The organism is Brevundimonas balnearis (assembly GCF_042434805.1).
GTDB lineage: Bacteria > Pseudomonadota > Alphaproteobacteria > Caulobacterales > Caulobacteraceae > Brevundimonas > Brevundimonas balnearis.
Window position 1 is genome coordinate 524,772 of record NZ_JBHLSW010000003.1, and the last position, 13,847, is coordinate 538,618.

14 protein-coding genes are annotated in these 13,847 nt (G+C 72.1%); 4 read left to right on the plus strand and 10 right to left on the minus strand.

Annotation, left to right across the window (positions count from 1 at the left end):
- Window positions 1-8: 8 nt before the first annotated feature.
- From ACFFGE_RS03720 to ACFFGE_RS03735, 4 genes are all read right to left on the minus strand, one after another.
- Complete coding sequence (locus ACFFGE_RS03720; RefSeq protein ID WP_376834414.1) at window positions 9-530, minus strand: methylated-DNA--[protein]-cysteine S-methyltransferase; 522 nt, start codon at window positions 528-530, stop codon at window positions 9-11.
- Entirely contained in the window at window positions 511-1,602 is a 1,092-nt protein-coding gene (locus ACFFGE_RS03725) for a bifunctional transcriptional activator/DNA repair enzyme AdaA (RefSeq protein ID WP_376834416.1), read from the minus strand. Before ACFFGE_RS03725 ends, ACFFGE_RS03720 begins: the two co-directional genes overlap by 20 nt.
- Before the next feature lie 65 nt (window positions 1,603-1,667).
- A complete protein-coding gene (locus tag ACFFGE_RS03730) occupies window positions 1,668-2,030 on the minus strand; it encodes a DUF6481 family protein (protein WP_376834418.1) in 363 nt (120 codons plus the stop codon).
- 188 nt (window positions 2,031-2,218) lie between these two features.
- Window positions 2,219-2,410, minus strand: coding sequence for a hypothetical protein (locus ACFFGE_RS03735; RefSeq protein WP_376834420.1), 192 nt, complete (start codon window positions 2,408-2,410; stop codon window positions 2,219-2,221).
- On the opposite strand from ACFFGE_RS03735, the gene ACFFGE_RS03740 reads away from it, so the two are divergent.
- Window positions 2,409-2,570, plus strand: a complete 162-nt coding sequence (locus ACFFGE_RS03740) for a hypothetical protein (RefSeq protein WP_376834422.1) — start codon at window positions 2,409-2,411, stop codon at window positions 2,568-2,570. The two genes, ACFFGE_RS03735 and ACFFGE_RS03740, sit on opposite strands and share 2 nt — an antisense overlap.
- Window positions 2,571-2,857: 287 nt before the next feature.
- Entirely contained in the window at window positions 2,858-3,994 is a 1,137-nt protein-coding gene (locus tag ACFFGE_RS03745; protein ID WP_376834424.1) for a cell wall hydrolase, read from the plus strand.
- A gap of 82 nt (window positions 3,995-4,076) precedes the next feature.
- Here ACFFGE_RS03745 and ACFFGE_RS03750 read toward each other — a convergent pair whose 3' ends face one another.
- The 6 genes from ACFFGE_RS03750 to ACFFGE_RS03775 form a co-directional block, all read right to left on the minus strand.
- On the minus strand, window positions 4,077-4,292 hold the full coding sequence (locus tag ACFFGE_RS03750) for a hypothetical protein (RefSeq protein WP_376834426.1): 216 nt from the start codon (window positions 4,290-4,292) through the stop codon (window positions 4,077-4,079).
- A gap of 60 nt (window positions 4,293-4,352) precedes the next feature.
- The gene (gene nadC, locus ACFFGE_RS03755) at window positions 4,353-5,201 is read right to left on the minus strand and encodes a carboxylating nicotinate-nucleotide diphosphorylase (RefSeq protein ID WP_376834428.1); all 849 of its coding nucleotides are present in this window, start codon (window positions 5,199-5,201) and stop codon (window positions 4,353-4,355) included.
- Window positions 5,198-6,712: an L-aspartate oxidase gene (locus tag ACFFGE_RS03760; RefSeq protein ID WP_376834431.1), complete on the minus strand. Its 1,515-nt coding sequence runs from the start codon at window positions 6,710-6,712 to the stop codon at window positions 5,198-5,200. The genes nadC and ACFFGE_RS03760 overlap by 4 nt, the downstream gene beginning before the upstream one ends.
- A complete protein-coding gene (locus tag ACFFGE_RS03765) occupies window positions 6,712-7,536 on the minus strand; it encodes a metalloprotease (protein ID WP_376834433.1) in 825 nt (274 codons plus the stop codon). Before ACFFGE_RS03765 ends, ACFFGE_RS03760 begins: the two co-directional genes overlap by 1 nt.
- 52 nt (window positions 7,537-7,588) lie before the next feature.
- Window positions 7,589-8,671 carry a quinolinate synthase NadA gene (gene nadA / locus ACFFGE_RS03770; protein WP_376834434.1) on the minus strand — a complete coding sequence of 361 codons (1,083 nt, stop codon included), beginning with the start codon at window positions 8,669-8,671 and terminating at the stop codon, window positions 7,589-7,591.
- Window positions 8,672-8,812: 141 nt separating this feature from the next.
- The gene (locus ACFFGE_RS03775) at window positions 8,813-11,899 is read right to left on the minus strand and encodes a PAS domain S-box protein (RefSeq protein ID WP_376834435.1); all 3,087 of its coding nucleotides are present in this window, start codon (window positions 11,897-11,899) and stop codon (window positions 8,813-8,815) included.
- A 194-nt stretch (window positions 11,900-12,093) separates the two neighbouring features.
- Here ACFFGE_RS03775 and ACFFGE_RS03780 point away from each other — a divergent pair, with 194 nt between their 5' ends.
- On the plus strand, window positions 12,094-12,573 hold the full coding sequence (locus ACFFGE_RS03780; RefSeq protein WP_376834437.1) for a Dps family protein: 480 nt from the start codon (window positions 12,094-12,096) through the stop codon (window positions 12,571-12,573).
- Between the two features lie 62 nt (window positions 12,574-12,635).
- The gene (locus ACFFGE_RS03785) at window positions 12,636-13,811 is read left to right on the plus strand and encodes a cell wall hydrolase (protein ID WP_376834439.1); all 1,176 of its coding nucleotides are present in this window, start codon (window positions 12,636-12,638) and stop codon (window positions 13,809-13,811) included.
- Window positions 13,812-13,847: the final 36 nt, after the last annotated feature.

Consider the following 13,847-nt stretch of genomic DNA (forward strand, 5'->3'; position numbering starts at 1 on the left):
GCGCGGGATCACGCCGCCAGCGCCCCCTCGTGGCGCAGCAGCCAGGCCTTGCGCTCCACGCCGCCCGCATAGCCCGTCAGCTTGCCGCCCGTCCCGATCACCCGATGACAGGGCACGACGACGCCGACGGGATTGGCGCCGTTGGCCAGGCCGACCGCCCGCACCGCAGACGGCGCGCCGATGGCGGCGGCCAGCTGTCCGTAGGTGCGCGTCGTCCCGGCGGGGATGCGGCGCAGCTCGGCCCACACCCGGCGCTGGAAGACCGTCCCGCCGGTCCGCACCTCGAGCCCGTCGAGCGCGGTCGATGCGCCCGCGAAATAGGCGGCCAGCGCTTCCGCGACGGCCCACGGGGCCGCGCCGTCGGTCAGTCGCACGGCCCCGTAGTGCCGGGCCAACAGCCGGTGAAGACGCGGCGCGTGGTCCTCGAACTCCAGCGCGCGCAAGGCCCCCTCCCCGTCCGAGACCACGAGCAGCGGCGTCAGCGGGCTGTCGATGCGCGACAGGATCAGATCAAGCGGCTCGGTCGGCATGGACAGGCTCCAGGTTCGGCAGATCGCGCGGGTCGATCCCGGCGAGTTCGAGATGGCGAAGGGCGTAGGCCTGCCACGGCCGCCACGCCTCGGCGCGTGGCCCCGGGGCGACGGCGTCGAGCCCGGCGGGGTCCGCACCCCACGCCCCGACGACCCTCAATCCGGGCCGAGCGGCGACCAACGGCGCCAGCACGGGATCCGCCGACAGGTCTCGAACGATCGCCTCCGGATCGGCCGACAGGTCGAACAGGCGCCGGACCCGGGCCAGCAATCGCGGCAGGACCCGCAGGTCGGAGACTTCGGCCCGCACGTCCAGACGGCCCATGGCGAACTCCGCCTGGATCCAGCCCTCGGCTCCGTCTTCAGCAGTCAGGCGACGGCGCCAGACCTTGCCGAGCACCTCCTCCCCCGCCGCTTTCAGGTCGGCGAGGACCAGCTCGCGATCGCAGGGCTCCCGAAGCGGCAAGCCGAGCCGGACTCCGCCGTGTTCGGCCGTATCGACGGCACGACGCCTGAGGGCCGACGGGGGGCGGCCGTAAAGCGCCTGGAAGGTCTCGTTGAAGCGACGCACGCTGCCGAAGCCGGCGGCGAGGGCGACCTCGGCCATGCTGAGCGCGCTGTCGTGGATCAGGGTCTTGGCCAGCAGCACGCGGCGGGTCTGGGCGACGCTGACGGGCGCGGCCCCCAGATGCTGGCGGAACAATCTGCGCAGATGCCGGCCCCCCACGCCGAGGCGGGCGGCCAGGGTCTCCACGTCCCCGTCGTCCAGCGCTCCGGCCTCGATGAGGGCCAGGCCGCGCGTCACGGTGTTGGACGACCCCCGCCACGCGCCCATGTCCGGCGCGGTCTCGGGCCGGCAGCGAAGGCAGGCGCGGAAACCCAGCTCCTCGGCCGCGGCGGCGGTCTCCGCGAAACGGACGTTCTCGAAGCGCGGCGTGCGCGCCGGGCAGACCGGACGGCAATAGATCCCCGTGGTGGTGACGCAGATGAAGAAGCGGCCGTCGAAGCGGACGTCGCGCGTCAGCAGCGCGCGGTAACAGACCTGCGGATCGAGGGGAGCGGCGGCGTCCATGCGGGAACCATGCGCCGGATCGGCGGCGAGGTCTCGCGGTTTTCGGACACGACCGTGCGGTCAGGTCAGCGCTGGCGCGCCTTGCGAGCGGCGTAGCGGGCGTCGCGGCGGGCCTTCTGCTCTTCCTTGGTGAGCTGCTTGCGCGCCTTGCGCTCGGCGCGCTTTGCGGCGAGCTCTTCTTCCTCGGACTGGCGCGCCGCCTCCATGCGCGCAGCCTCGGCCTCGGCCTTCTGACGCCGCTTCTCGGCCCGTTCCAGTTCACGCTGGCGGCGCAGCTCTTCCTTCTCGGCTTCCTGCTTGGCCTTGAGCGCCTCGAAGTCAGCGGCGGGCGCATGAGCCTTCGGCTTGAACTTGGCCAGAAGGGCCTTCTTGGCCTCGGCCTGAGCGGCCAGGCGGTCGGTGAATCCGGTCTGCTTAAGATCGCGCATTCGCGGTGTGTCGTTCCTCGGGCGACGAGACGCCGTCGGCCGGCGCGGGAGCGTCGGCGTCGAGGCGCTTCATGGGCTGGGGGCCGCCGACATCCGATCGAACGACCGAACAGGGCGGGCGAGCGGGCGCGCCCGCTTCGGCGGCTCACATAAGGTCAGACGGCCGCGACGGCAAGCCGCGACGTGGGTCAGTCGGGCTTCTGCGCCTGTCCGACGACCGTTCCGGCCGCGCCTCCGACCGCGGCGCCGACGGGTCCGCCCACGACCGCGCCGGCCACCGCACCGGTCGCGGCCTTCTGTTCGATCGTCGTGCCGCAGGCCGAGAGCGCGAGCCCGATGGCGGAGACGGCGAGGACGGCGACTTTGCGTTGGCTTTGCATGGTCCAGCTCCTGGATGTGCCGAACGAAGATGTGCCGAACGAACGTGAGACCCGAGGCGCGGGTTCCACGACGGTGGAGCGCGCCGGCGCCGAGATCGACGGGGCGGCGGCGCGCCTCTCAGCAGCAGGCTTCGACGAAGAGTTCAATCCCGTGAAGTGAGACGATAGATTTGCTCATCAGTATTGCGACGAATGTCCGCCAGACGCTTGTGCGGGTGATGCTTTTTCCATTGCCCCCGGCGGCGTATCGACACGGCTATGCTGCGGCGCCGAACTCGATTGCGAATCGAACACATTGAGGCCATAAACGCTGGTATATAGGCGCGCTCTTCGCGGCTCCGGATCCGGGCCGCAGACTACCGACGCCGGCCGTCCGTGAATGCGGTCGCCGGAGGTCGAGACGACCCGGGGGCGACGTTTCCCGCCCTGTCGAACAGGACGTGTCCATTGTCGATCCTTCCGCCCGGCGCTTCCGCTCGCGCCCTGTCCGCCGCCCGCATCAAGCCCTCGCACGCCGCAGCCGCGGTGGGGGTGGTCGCGGGCCTGGCGATCGGATGCGCCTACGCGGGGGGGATGGCGGCCAAGGCGACGACGGTTCGGGCCCAGGCCGAACGCCTCGACGGCGCCGCCTCGGCCGGCTTCACCGAGGAAGCGCTCGCGGCGGCCGCGGGCGGTCTGGACGCCAGCGCCCTGAAGATCGCGCAGCGGCACGATCCCTACAGCGTCGCGGGCCCGACGCAGCGGGACCGTCAGGCCGAGATGATGACGGCCCGGCTGGAGCAGCTGCGCACGCGCGACAGCGGCGACGTGGGCCTGCGCCGGGTGAGCTACACCAGCCCCGCGCGACCGTTCCACCTGGGCAGTTCGCTCGACGCGTCGCGCGACCTCGAGTGCCTGACCCAGGCCGTCTACTACGAGGCGCGGGGCGAAGGCCGCGCCGGCATGCAGGCGGTGGCCCAGGTCGTCCTGAACCGCGCGCGCCACCCGGCCTTCCCCAAGACCGTCTGCGGCGTCGTGTTCCAGGGCGCGGCCCGTCGGACCGGCTGCCAGTTCAGCTTCACCTGCAACGGCGCCATGCGCGGCAGGGTCAACACCGCCGCCTGGAACCGCGCCCGCGACGTGGCCGCCCGAGCCCTGTCGGGCGAGGTCTCTGCGGCGGTCGGCAACGCCACCCACTTCCACACCACCGCCGTGTCGCCGCGCTGGCGCAACTCGCTGCTGCGCGTGACCCAGGTGGGTCAGCACGTCTTCTATCGCTTCGGCGGTCGATCCGGCTCGAGCGCGGCCTTCGCCTATGAGCCCGCGCCGTCGCTGAGCCGCGACGCCGAGCAGCCGGTCCTGGCGAGCCTGGATCCGACCCAGCCGGTTCGCCAGGCCGGTCAGGCGGTCGCCTATTCGCTGGTGCTGGCCCAGGAGGGGCTGGCGCTGCCGACGCCCGCCGCCCCGGCGGCCGCGCAGCCGGCGGGCCAACCCGCGGCGGACCGCGCGGCGGCCGACCGCGCGGCCGGTCAGGCTCCGGCTCAGCGACCCGCCCCGGCGCCCCAGCCGGCCGCAGCCGCCCCGGAGACGCCGCCCGTCGCCTGACGTCGATCGGGTGGCGCGGCGCCCGTTCGGCATCGGCGGACGTCGCCACGGCTGCGCTTCACCTCCGCCGCTGGAGCCCGTCTCAGCGGTCCTGCGTCTTCCACTGGGTGGTCAGGTTCTGGCTCAGATTGCCGAAACGGCCCTGCGTCTTGGGGTTGACCCCCGCGTCGCCCGGCTGACCGGTCTGGACGCCGGTCTGGCGATCGCGACGATCCTCCAGACCTTCGTCCTGCGCGTCCGGCTTCTCGCTGGAGATGAAGCTGCGCTGTTCTTTCGGGATCGGCGGGGGGCGGGTCATCGGCGCTCTCCATAGGGGGTGTGCCTGACCTAACCGATTGCGCGCGCTGGCGGTTCCGCCTCAGACGGCGTCCAGGCCGACGTCCAGGGACGCGGCGGAGTGGGTCAAGGCCCCGACGGAGATCACGTCCACGCCTGTCGCGGCGACGGCGCGGACCGTCCGCAGGTTGACCCCGCCCGAGGCCTCCAGAACCGGCCGGACGCCCACGCCCTGAACCCGGTTAACCGCCGCCCGCAGGTCGTCGAGGCCGAAGTTGTCGAGCATGACGACGTCCGGCGCTTCGGCCAACGCCTCGTCGAGCTGGATCAGGTCATCGACCTCGACCTCCACCTTGACCAGGTGCCCTGCACGGGCGCGCGCGGCGCGGATCGCCTGGGCCACGCCGCCGCAGACGGCGATGTGGTTGTCCTTGATCAGGATGGCGTCATCCAGCCCGAAGCGATGATTGACCCCGCCGCCGCAGCGCACCGCGTGCTTCTCCAGGGCGCGCAGGCCGGGGGTCGTCTTGCGGGTGTCCGCGATCCGGGCGCCGGTCCCTTCGACAGCGCGGACGTACTCCCGCGTCAGGGTGGCGACGCCGCACATCCGGCCGATCAGGTTCAGCGCCGTCCGCTCGGCGGCCAGCAGCGCCCGCGCGTTCGCCTCGATCTCGACCAGCACGGCGCCCGCCTCGAAGGCGTCGCCGTCCTCGGCCTTGAAGACGACCTCGGCCGCCGGATCCAGCATTCCGATCGCGATCCTCGCGACCGACAGACCGGCCGCCACGCCCGCCTGACGCGCGGCGATCACGGCCCGCAATCGCGCGTCGGATGGAATGCAGGCCTGAGCCGTCAGATCGCCGGCGCGGCCCAGGTCCTCGGCCAGAGCCGTCCGCACGACGGGCTCGATCAACAGGTCAGGCGGCGTCATGCGGCGGCGATGCTCGCGTCGGGCTCGAGGACGAACCGGGTATGGCGCGCCTCGGCGGAGGTTTGCGGGAAGTCCGAGCGATAGTGGCCGCCCCGGCTCTCGCGACGGTCCAGCGCGCCCTGCGCCATGAGGCGCGCGGCGACCAGCACCGGCGCCGACGGCGTCCCGCGCTCCAGCCGCGCGATGAGGTCCAGCAGGCGGCCGAGCCCATCGGCGTCGCGGATGACGCCCAGTTCGGCGGTCATGGCGGACCTGAGCGTCGCCAGCGCGTCGGCGTCGAGGTCAGCTCCGACCCGCGCCGTCGGAAGCGGGGCCGAGCCCGCGGTCTCCGCCGCCGCCGTCCGCCCCGCCCGCCGACCGAAGGCCGCCGCCTCGAGAAGGGAGTTGGACGCCAGCCGGTTGGCGCCGTGCACGCCCGTCGCGGCGCACTCGCCGACGGCGAACAGCCCGGCGAGGCCCGTGCGGCCGTCGGCGTCAGCGGCGATCCCGCCCATGTGATAGTGCGCCGCCGCCGCGACCGGGATCGGCTGCACGCGAGGGTCCAGCCCCGCCCCCATGCAGGCGGCGAAAACGGCCGGGAAATGCTCGGGAAAGCGGTCGCCGATGGCGCGGGTGGCGTCCAGATAGGCGCCCCGGCCGGACGCGCGCGCGGCGTGGACGGCGCGGGCCACGACGTCACGGGGCGCGAGGTCGGCGTCCGCCGCCTCGCCCAGCAGGAAGGCGCCGGCGCCGTCGATCAGGCGCGCGCCCTCACCCCTCAGGGCCTCGGTCGCCAGGGGCGCGGGGTCCAGCCCGACGTCTATCGCGGTTGGGTGGAACTGCACGAACTCCGGGTCGAGGATCTCCGCGCCGGCGAGGGCGGCGAGGCCGAGCCCCTCGCCCTTCAGGGCGGCGGGGGTGGTCGTCACCGCATAGAGGCCGCCGACGCCGCCGGTCGCCAGAGTCACGGCCGGCGCCAGCACCTCGATCAGGCGCCCCGCCCGCTCGACGACCGCGCCGCGCACGCGTCCGGTGGCGTCCTGGATGAGGGCGCGCAGGCGGCCGTCCTCGATCGTGCGGATATGCGGCGCCGCCCGCGCGGCGGTGACCAGGGCCGACAGGATCGCCCTGCCCGCCCCGTCCCCGCCGACCCGCGCGACGCGGGCCACGCTGTGCGCCGCCTCCAGGCTGACGGCGAAGCCGCCGGCGTCGTCGCGGTCGAACGGCGCGCCCAGGGCGGCGAGCCATTCCACCGTCTCGCGCCCCTGCGCGGTCAGGACCCGCGCCGCCACGTCCTCGACCAGACCCGCCCCGGCGCGGGCGGTGTCGGCGGCGTGCAGCGCCGGGGTGTCCCCGGCGGAGAGGGCGGCGGCCATGCCGCCCTGGGCCCAGGCGGAAGAACACGCCTGGAGCAGCGGGCTCGGCGTCACCACCAGCGTCGGGCGCGGCGCCGACTCGAGCGCGGCGGACAGGCCCGCCAGCCCCCCGCCGATGATCAGCGGCCCGTCGTGGCGCAGGCGCTCGGCGCCCATCAGGCGATGTCCAGCAGCGGCATGGAGACGTCCGAGCCGATCAGCGGCAGGACGCCCGCCGCGCCGACGCCGACGCAGGCGACCGCCGTCAGCAGGAACAGACCCACGCTCTTGGCCGCCTCGCCCCAGGTCAGCCGTCGGCCCTCTGGCCGCCAGACCCCGCGCCGGAGATGCCCGATCAGGGCGAGCGTCAGGAAGGCGGCGAAGATCAGGGCGCCGTTGGTGAATCCCCACCAGACGACCAGCGCGCCGACGCCCACCATCGCCGCCATCTCGAGCATCGGATGGATGCGGGCCAGCACGGGCCCCAGCGCCTTGGAGCCGTCAAGCGGCGGCGCGGGCGCGAGGTTGACCAGATTGAGGAAGGCGATCGCCGACACGCCCTGGAGCCAAAGCGCGTCGCGCGTCGCATAGTAGCCGGCCATGAACGGGATGGCGGCCAGAAGGCCGAAGGCGGGCCCCGCCAAGGCCACCTTGACCCCGTCCCATTCGCTGGCGGGCAGGCGCTGGCTCTTCGCCAGGCCGCCGAGGAACGGGATGATGTAGATGCGCGCCGGGCCCATCCCCAGCCGGTTCATCGCCAGAACATGGCCGTACTCATGAACGAACAGGCCGAACACGGCGGCGATGGCGATCATCCAGCTCTGGGTGATCCACCAGATGAAGCCGCCCAGCAGCAGGGTGGAGATGATCGCCCACGCCGGATGCTGGCCCTTGTCCAGCGGCGGTTCACCGGCGCGCGGCTGGGCCGGCGCGGCGGGCGTGGGCGCGGGCCGCAGCCCGGAACGGGGGCCCCAGGGGCCGGAGGCGTCGGTGTCGCTCATGGGACGAACGTGGAAAGCGGCACACGCCCGCACAAGGCGGCGGGAGCGCGCATCAGATCAGCTCCACGTCCACATGATGCCGCGCCCGCACGAGATCGTAGCGCGCCGGGATCGGGGGCGGCGGCAGATCGACCATCCTCTGCACCGCCTGGCGGGCGCGCGCGGCGATGTCCTCGGGCACCGTCACTTCGAACTGGCGGTTCACCAGGCAGTCGCGGATGTTCTCAAGCGTGATTCGCTTCATGTGCGGGCACAGGTTGCAGGGGCCGATGAACTCCACCCCCGGCACGTCGCCCGCGACGTTGGAGGCCATGGAGCATTCGGTGATCAGCACCACCTGCTTCGGCTTCTTGGTCGCGACATAGTCGCTCATCGCCGCCGTCGATCCGGCGAAGTCCGAGGCGGCCAGCACCTCTTCGGGGCATTCCGGATGCGCCAGGATCTCCGCGCCGGGATAGGCCTCGCGCATGTCGGCGATGTCCTGGGCCGTGAAGCGCTCGTGCACCTCGCACCGCCCCTTCCAGGCGATGATCCCCACCGTCGTCTGGGCCGCCACGTTGCGCGCCAGATACTCGTCGGGGATCAGGATGACGCGATCCACGCCCCACTCGCGCGCGGCCCACTCGACCACCTGCACGGCGTTGGCCGAGGTGCAGCAGATGTCGGTCTCGGCCTTCACGTCGGCGGTGGTGTTCACATAGGTGACGACCGGCAGACCGGGGCGCCGCGCCTTGATCAGCCGCACGTCGGCCCCGGTGATGGACGACGCCAGCGAACAGCCCGCGCGCAGGTCCGGGATCAGCACGGTCTTCTCCGGCGACAGGATCTTCGACGTCTCGGCCATGAAATGCACGCCGGCCTGGACGATGATCTTCGCGTCGGAGCGCGCCGCCTCCTTCGCCAGGCCCAGGCTGTCGCCGACGTAGTCGCCCACGCCGTGGAAGATTTCCGGCGTCATGTAGTTGTGGGCCAGAATGACGGCCCCCGCCTGCCGCTTCAGGCGGTTGATCTCCGCGATCAGCGGGGCCTGCAGTCGCCATTCCAGCGGGGTGACGCGACCCTTCACCTTGTCCCAGACGTGGGCGGTGTCGCGGGCGGTGGCTTCATCCAGTCCGAGGGCGTCGCCGTAGGCCATGTCCATCTCTCCCGCCACTTATGCTCGATCTGAGCAAATCAGGCGCCTGAAGAAGGCCGGGAGAGCGCCGGCCAACGACTTATGCTCAGATATAGCATAAGCCCGCTGAAGATAGCGGTTCGGCGCGGGGATGCAAGGTCCTCAGGCTTCCGCCTCCAGAACCTGGCGCAGCTCCTCGGCCGAGTAGGGTTTGCGCAGGAACGGCCAGGGGGCCGTCGCCAAGGCGCGGTCGGCGTCCTCGCCGGCGTATCCGGATGTCAGAACGATCCGCAGCCCCGGATGTCGGTCCGCCACGAGCCGGCCGAGCTCGATGCCGCTGATCGCGCCCGGCATGACCACGTCGCTCAGCATGATGTCGAACCGACCGTCCGCCAGCGTCGCCAGGGCGGCGTCGGGTCCATCGACCGAGACGACCTCGTAGCCCAGCCCGCCGAGCAGTTCCTCCGCGACCGCCGACACGGCGAGGTCGTCCTCCACCAGCAGCACCCGGCCGCCCCTGACCACCGGATGCGCGGGCTCCGGCTCGCTCGCGGCCACCGCGCCCTCCAGGGCCGGGAGCCACAGGGCGATGGTCGTCCCCTTCCCGACCGTCGAGTGCACCCGGACGTCGCCGCCGCTCTGCCGGGCGAAGCCATAGACCTGGCTCAGGCCCAGGCCGGTGCCCTTGCCCACCGCCTTGGTGGTGAAGAAGGGCTCGAACACGCGGGCCAGCACCTCCGGCGGCATGCCCGAGCCGTCGTCGGCGACGTTCAGGCGGACATAGTCGCCCGGCGGCAACCCCGGCTGGGCGTCCGCATCGACCGCCTCGCGGGCCGTCGACACCACGATCCGCCCGTCGTCGCCCACGGCGTCGGCCGCGTTCACGATCAGGTTCAGCAGCGCCGCCTCGAGCTGCGCCGGATCGACGTTGGCGGCGATGTCGCCCTCGGCGAGGTCGAGATGGAAATCCACGTGCGGCCCGACCGCGCGACGGAGCAGCGGCTCGCTGTGACTGATCTGCGCGTTGAGATCGACCGGCTGCGGCCGCAGGGCCTGCCGGCGCGAGAAGGCCAGCAGCTGGTGCGTCAGGCTCTCGCCGCGCCGCGCCGCGCTCAGGGCCGCCTGCCCCAGCTTCTCCCGCTTCTTCGGGTCGTCGCTGCGCAGGATGATGTCCAGCGCGCCGATCACCACCGTCAGCAGGTTGTTGAAGTCGTGGGCGACCCCGCCGGTCAGTCGCCCGACCGCCTCCATGCGCTGGGCGTGCATCAGATCGGCCTCGGCCTTGGCCTTCTCCGCCAGAGCGTCGCCCACCCGCTCCTCCAGAAGCTCGTTGACGCGCTTCAGATCGTCTTCCGCCCGCTTGGCCTCGCTAACATCGAGGTTGGCCCCGACGAATCCCCGGAATACGCCGCCGGCGTCGAAACGGGGCGCGCCTTCACACCGCAGCCAGCGCACGCCCAGCTCGGAATGCAGGACCCTGACCGTCAGCGTGACACGCTCTCGCGCTTCGAAGCCCGCCATGAAGTCGGCGTAGAAGGCGTCCACGTCGTCGGGGTGGACGATCTGGCGCCAGCCGTCCCCCAGCATCTCCTCGGCGTCGATGCCGAAGAACTCCTTGTAGCGACGGTTGGCGAAGATGATCTGGGCGTTCTCGTCGCTCATCCAGATCAGGGCCGGCGCACTGTCGGCGACCGTCCGGAAGCGTGTTTCCGACTCCTGGAGCCGGTTCTCCGCCTCGATCCGGGCCGTTTCGTCGCGCAGGGTCAGGACCGCGCCGATGGTGTCTCCGTCCTGACCCTGAACCGGCCGGGCGTTGCCCACCGCCACGACCTCCGATCCATCCGGCCGACGGATGCGCCAGCGGGCGTCCGTAACCGTCTCGCCTCTCTGGACGGCGCGCGCCAGAGGCAGGTCGTCCGGCGGATAAGGGTCGCCTGCCTCGGTGAGCAGGCCGTAGCTTTCGGAGTATGCGCCCGGCTCGACGCCCAGCTTCGCCACCCCGTGGATGCGCCGCGCCGCATCGTTCACGAACAGGATGCCGCCCCCCGGGTCCGTGATGATCACGCCCTCCGCCAGCTGGCCGAGGATCGCGTCGCGCTGGGCGACGATCGCCGCCAGACGGGCGTTGGTCTCGCGGATGTCGGTGACGTCGAAGGCGACCCCCACGAAGCCGATGACCTCTCCGTCCCCGTCCAGCCTCGGACGCGAGAAGGATTTCAGCCACCGGTACTCCCCGTCATGACGGAGATAGCGGGCCTCAAGCGAAAAGGGTTGCCGCGTCGCCTCGCCGGCCATGGACTCCGCCACCAGCCGGTCCTGGTCCTCGGGATGGATGAAGTCACGCCAGTTCGCGGTGCGGACCGCCTCGTACTCGCCGCCCATGAACCGGACGTAGGCCTCGTTCACGAACTCGCGGGAGCGATCCTTCGCGGTGACCCAGATCAGGACCGGCGCGGTGTCGGCGATCGCCCGGAAACGCTCCTCGCTTTCGCGGGCTTCCGCCACGGCTTCGCGCTGGTCGGTCAGGTCGAAGGACATGCCGACGTAGCCGAGGAAGGCGCCGTCGGCGTCGAACCGGGGGTTCACGGAGCAGCGCATCCAGCGCCAGGCCCCGTCGGCGCGGCGGAACCTCGCCTCGAAGGCGTAGGGCAGCCGCGCCGGGCGCCGCTCCGCCTGGATGGCGTCGACCGCGGCGACATCGTCCGGATGCATCGCCCCCCGCCAGACGTGGCCCTGAATGGCCTCCGCCGGCTGGCCGTAGAACTCGACCAGGGCCTGGTTGGCGAACTCCACCCGGGCCTCGGCGTCGGTCATCCAGACCGGCGACGGCGCGGTGTCCGCCATCAACCTGAACCTCGCCTCGCTCTCCCGGCGCGCGGACGAGGTGAGATCGAGATCCCGGATCGTCCTCCTCAGCGCGGCGCCCACCCAGGTCACGAACAGGCCCACGATGATGAAGTTCACGGTGGCGACCCGTCGCGTGTGGGCGAAAGGACTCACGCCGCTGTCACCGAACATCACCAGCAACCAGCCGCCGACGAGGCAGGCGACCAGGGCCGACACTCCCCCCAGCGGACCCGCCGCGAGCGACGCGACGATCACCGCGGGCAACAGGATCATGAACCCCGAGGCCTCGCCGTAGAAGGCGGTCAGGGCCCAGCGCACGAAGAGCACGACGCAGGCCGCGGCCAGGGCGATACCGACCGCCTGGACGCGCGAAGGCGCGCCGCGCGCCAGGACGCCGACCAAGCGACTCGGCCCGTTTGCCGAGGACCCCTCGATGAAGCGGGCCATGTTCCCCCAGAATGCGGCGTTTCGCCGTTATGTCGCGACAACGGCAACGGTCGGCCGACTGGAACGTTCCCCCGGACCACGCGAGGGCGCAAGCTTGGCTATCGGCTGATCGCGCCTATCTGAGTTCCGGACGCTTCAAGGAGACCGACATGACCGCCACGCTCGACACCGGCATCACCAAGGACCAGCGCGGCCGGGTGGCTCGCGAACTCAGCAAGGTGCTGGCCGACAGCTTCGCCGTCTATCAGAAGACCCACGGGTATCACTGGAACGTGCGGGGTCCGGAGTTCTTCAGCTACCACAAACTGCTGGAGCAGCAGTACCGGGAGATCTGGGAGGCGCTGGACGACCTGGCCGAGCGGATCCGGGCTCTTGGCGAGTTCGCGCCGCAAGGCGCCTCGACCTTCGCCAACCTGACCAGCATCAAGGACGGCGATCCCGAGAAGGACGCCCAGGAGATGCTGAAGGAGCTCATGCGCGACCATGAGACCGTCATCGCCACCGCCCGGGCCGCCGTGGAGATCGGCGAAGCCGCCGACGACGGCGCGTCCGTCGATCTGCTGAACGCCCGCCTGGCGGCGCACGAGCAGCACGCCTGGATGTTGCGATCGAGCCTGAGTTCGAAGTAACGGCGCTCGGCGGGCGCCGGGCGGTCACGATCTCGCCCGGATGAAACGCTAGGGGCGGCGCGATGAAACGCTTGGCCATCATGACCAGAAGCGGCGCGCGCCGCCTGTTCGCCGCGGCGCCCGCCGCCGGCGCGGCGTTGGGCGTAGCCCTGGCCGCGAGTTCCGCCCCCCGCCCCGAGAGCGATCGCACCGCCGAGGCGGTGGCGCGCGTGACCGGGGGCGATCTGGGCGAGGCCGGTCTGGCGCGGCTGAAGGCGCGGCTGGACCCGTCGCAGGCGGCGCTCGCGGCCCGGTTCGATCCCGCCGGCGGACCCCAAGCCCAGCGACTGGGCCTGACGCCGGGTTGGGAGAGCCTCTCGATGAACGGCAAGCCCGTGCCGAATCCCGGCCCGGCGGGCCTGGAGGCCCGACGCATCAACGCCTCCGTCGCCGCCGACGCCGCCGCCCTGCGGCCCGCGCGCCCGTTCGTCTTCACCCCCCGCACGGCCGAGGACCGGCGCCGCGCCCTGCGCTGCCTGACCCAGGCGATCTATTACGAGGCGGCGCTGGAGAGCACCGACGGTCAGGAGGCGGTCGCCCAGGTGATCCTCAACCGCGTGCGCGATCCCAACTACGCCAATACGGTGTGCGGGGTCGTCTTCGAGGGCGCGGAGCGGACCACCGGCTGTCAGTTCAGCTTCACCTGCGACGGCTCCCTGTCGCAGCCGCCGGTCGCCTGGGCCTGGAACCGCGCGGCCGTCGTGGCCGAGCGGGCCCTGGCGGGTCACGTGGCGGCCGAGGTCGGCACGGCGACCCACTACCACGCCGATTATGTGAACCCCTGGTGGCGGCCGAGTCTGACCAAGATCAACCAGATCGGGACGCACATCTTCTATCGCTGGAAGGGCTGGGCCGGAGAGACCCGCGCCTTCAGCCAGCGCTACGCCGGGGTCGAGCCAAGGATCGACGAGGCGCGCTTCTCCCGCCCGCGCCTGCTGCGCGCTTCGGCCGAGGCTCCCGCGGCCGTCGCGCCCCAGCCGGGGCTCGCCGGGCAGCTTCGCACCGTCGAGGTGGAGGGTCAGACCCGCGTCGTCGGCGCCGCCAGCCTGGGCGGACGTCGTCCGCCGACCCCCGAGGAGATCGCGGCGATCAACCGGAGCCTCGCCGACTTCGAAGCGCCTCGACAGCCGGCTGCGCCCGCGCCGGCGGGTGTCCCGGTGCTGGAGGTCGAAGAGGTCGGCCGGCCGACGGCTCGCTAAGGCGGAGCTTGCAACAAAAAGTCGCGGTCCGCATTT

What these genes read in the sequence shown, in the direction of transcription:
- ACFFGE_RS03720 (WP_376834414.1), bottom strand. Translation starts at nt 530, where the DNA reads ATGCCGACCGAGCCGCTTGATCTGATCCTGTCGCGCATCGACAGCCCG.
- ACFFGE_RS03750 (WP_376834426.1), bottom strand. Translation starts at nt 4,292, where the DNA reads ATGACCCGCCCCCCGCCGATCCCGAAAGAACAGCGCAGCTTCATCTCC.
- ACFFGE_RS03780 (WP_376834437.1), top strand. Translation starts at nt 12,094, where the DNA reads ATGACCGCCACGCTCGACACCGGCATCACCAAGGACCAGCGCGGCCGG.
- nadC (WP_376834428.1), bottom strand. Translation starts at nt 5,201, where the DNA reads ATGACGCCGCCTGACCTGTTGATCGAGCCCGTCGTGCGGACGGCTCTG.
- ACFFGE_RS03735 (WP_376834420.1), bottom strand. Translation starts at nt 2,410, where the DNA reads ATGCAAAGCCAACGCAAAGTCGCCGTCCTCGCCGTCTCCGCCATCGGG.
- ACFFGE_RS03785 (WP_376834439.1), top strand. Translation starts at nt 12,636, where the DNA reads ATGAAACGCTTGGCCATCATGACCAGAAGCGGCGCGCGCCGCCTGTTC.
- ACFFGE_RS03740 (WP_376834422.1), top strand. Translation starts at nt 2,409, where the DNA reads ATGGTCCAGCTCCTGGATGTGCCGAACGAAGATGTGCCGAACGAACGT.
- ACFFGE_RS03730 (WP_376834418.1), bottom strand. Translation starts at nt 2,030, where the DNA reads ATGCGCGATCTTAAGCAGACCGGATTCACCGACCGCCTGGCCGCTCAG.
- ACFFGE_RS03760 (WP_376834431.1), bottom strand. Translation starts at nt 6,712, where the DNA reads ATGGGCGCCGAGCGCCTGCGCCACGACGGGCCGCTGATCATCGGCGGG.
- ACFFGE_RS03725 (WP_376834416.1), bottom strand. Translation starts at nt 1,602, where the DNA reads ATGGACGCCGCCGCTCCCCTCGATCCGCAGGTCTGTTACCGCGCGCTG.
- nadA (WP_376834434.1), bottom strand. Translation starts at nt 8,671, where the DNA reads ATGGCCTACGGCGACGCCCTCGGACTGGATGAAGCCACCGCCCGCGAC.
- ACFFGE_RS03765 (WP_376834433.1), bottom strand. Translation starts at nt 7,536, where the DNA reads ATGAGCGACACCGACGCCTCCGGCCCCTGGGGCCCCCGTTCCGGGCTG.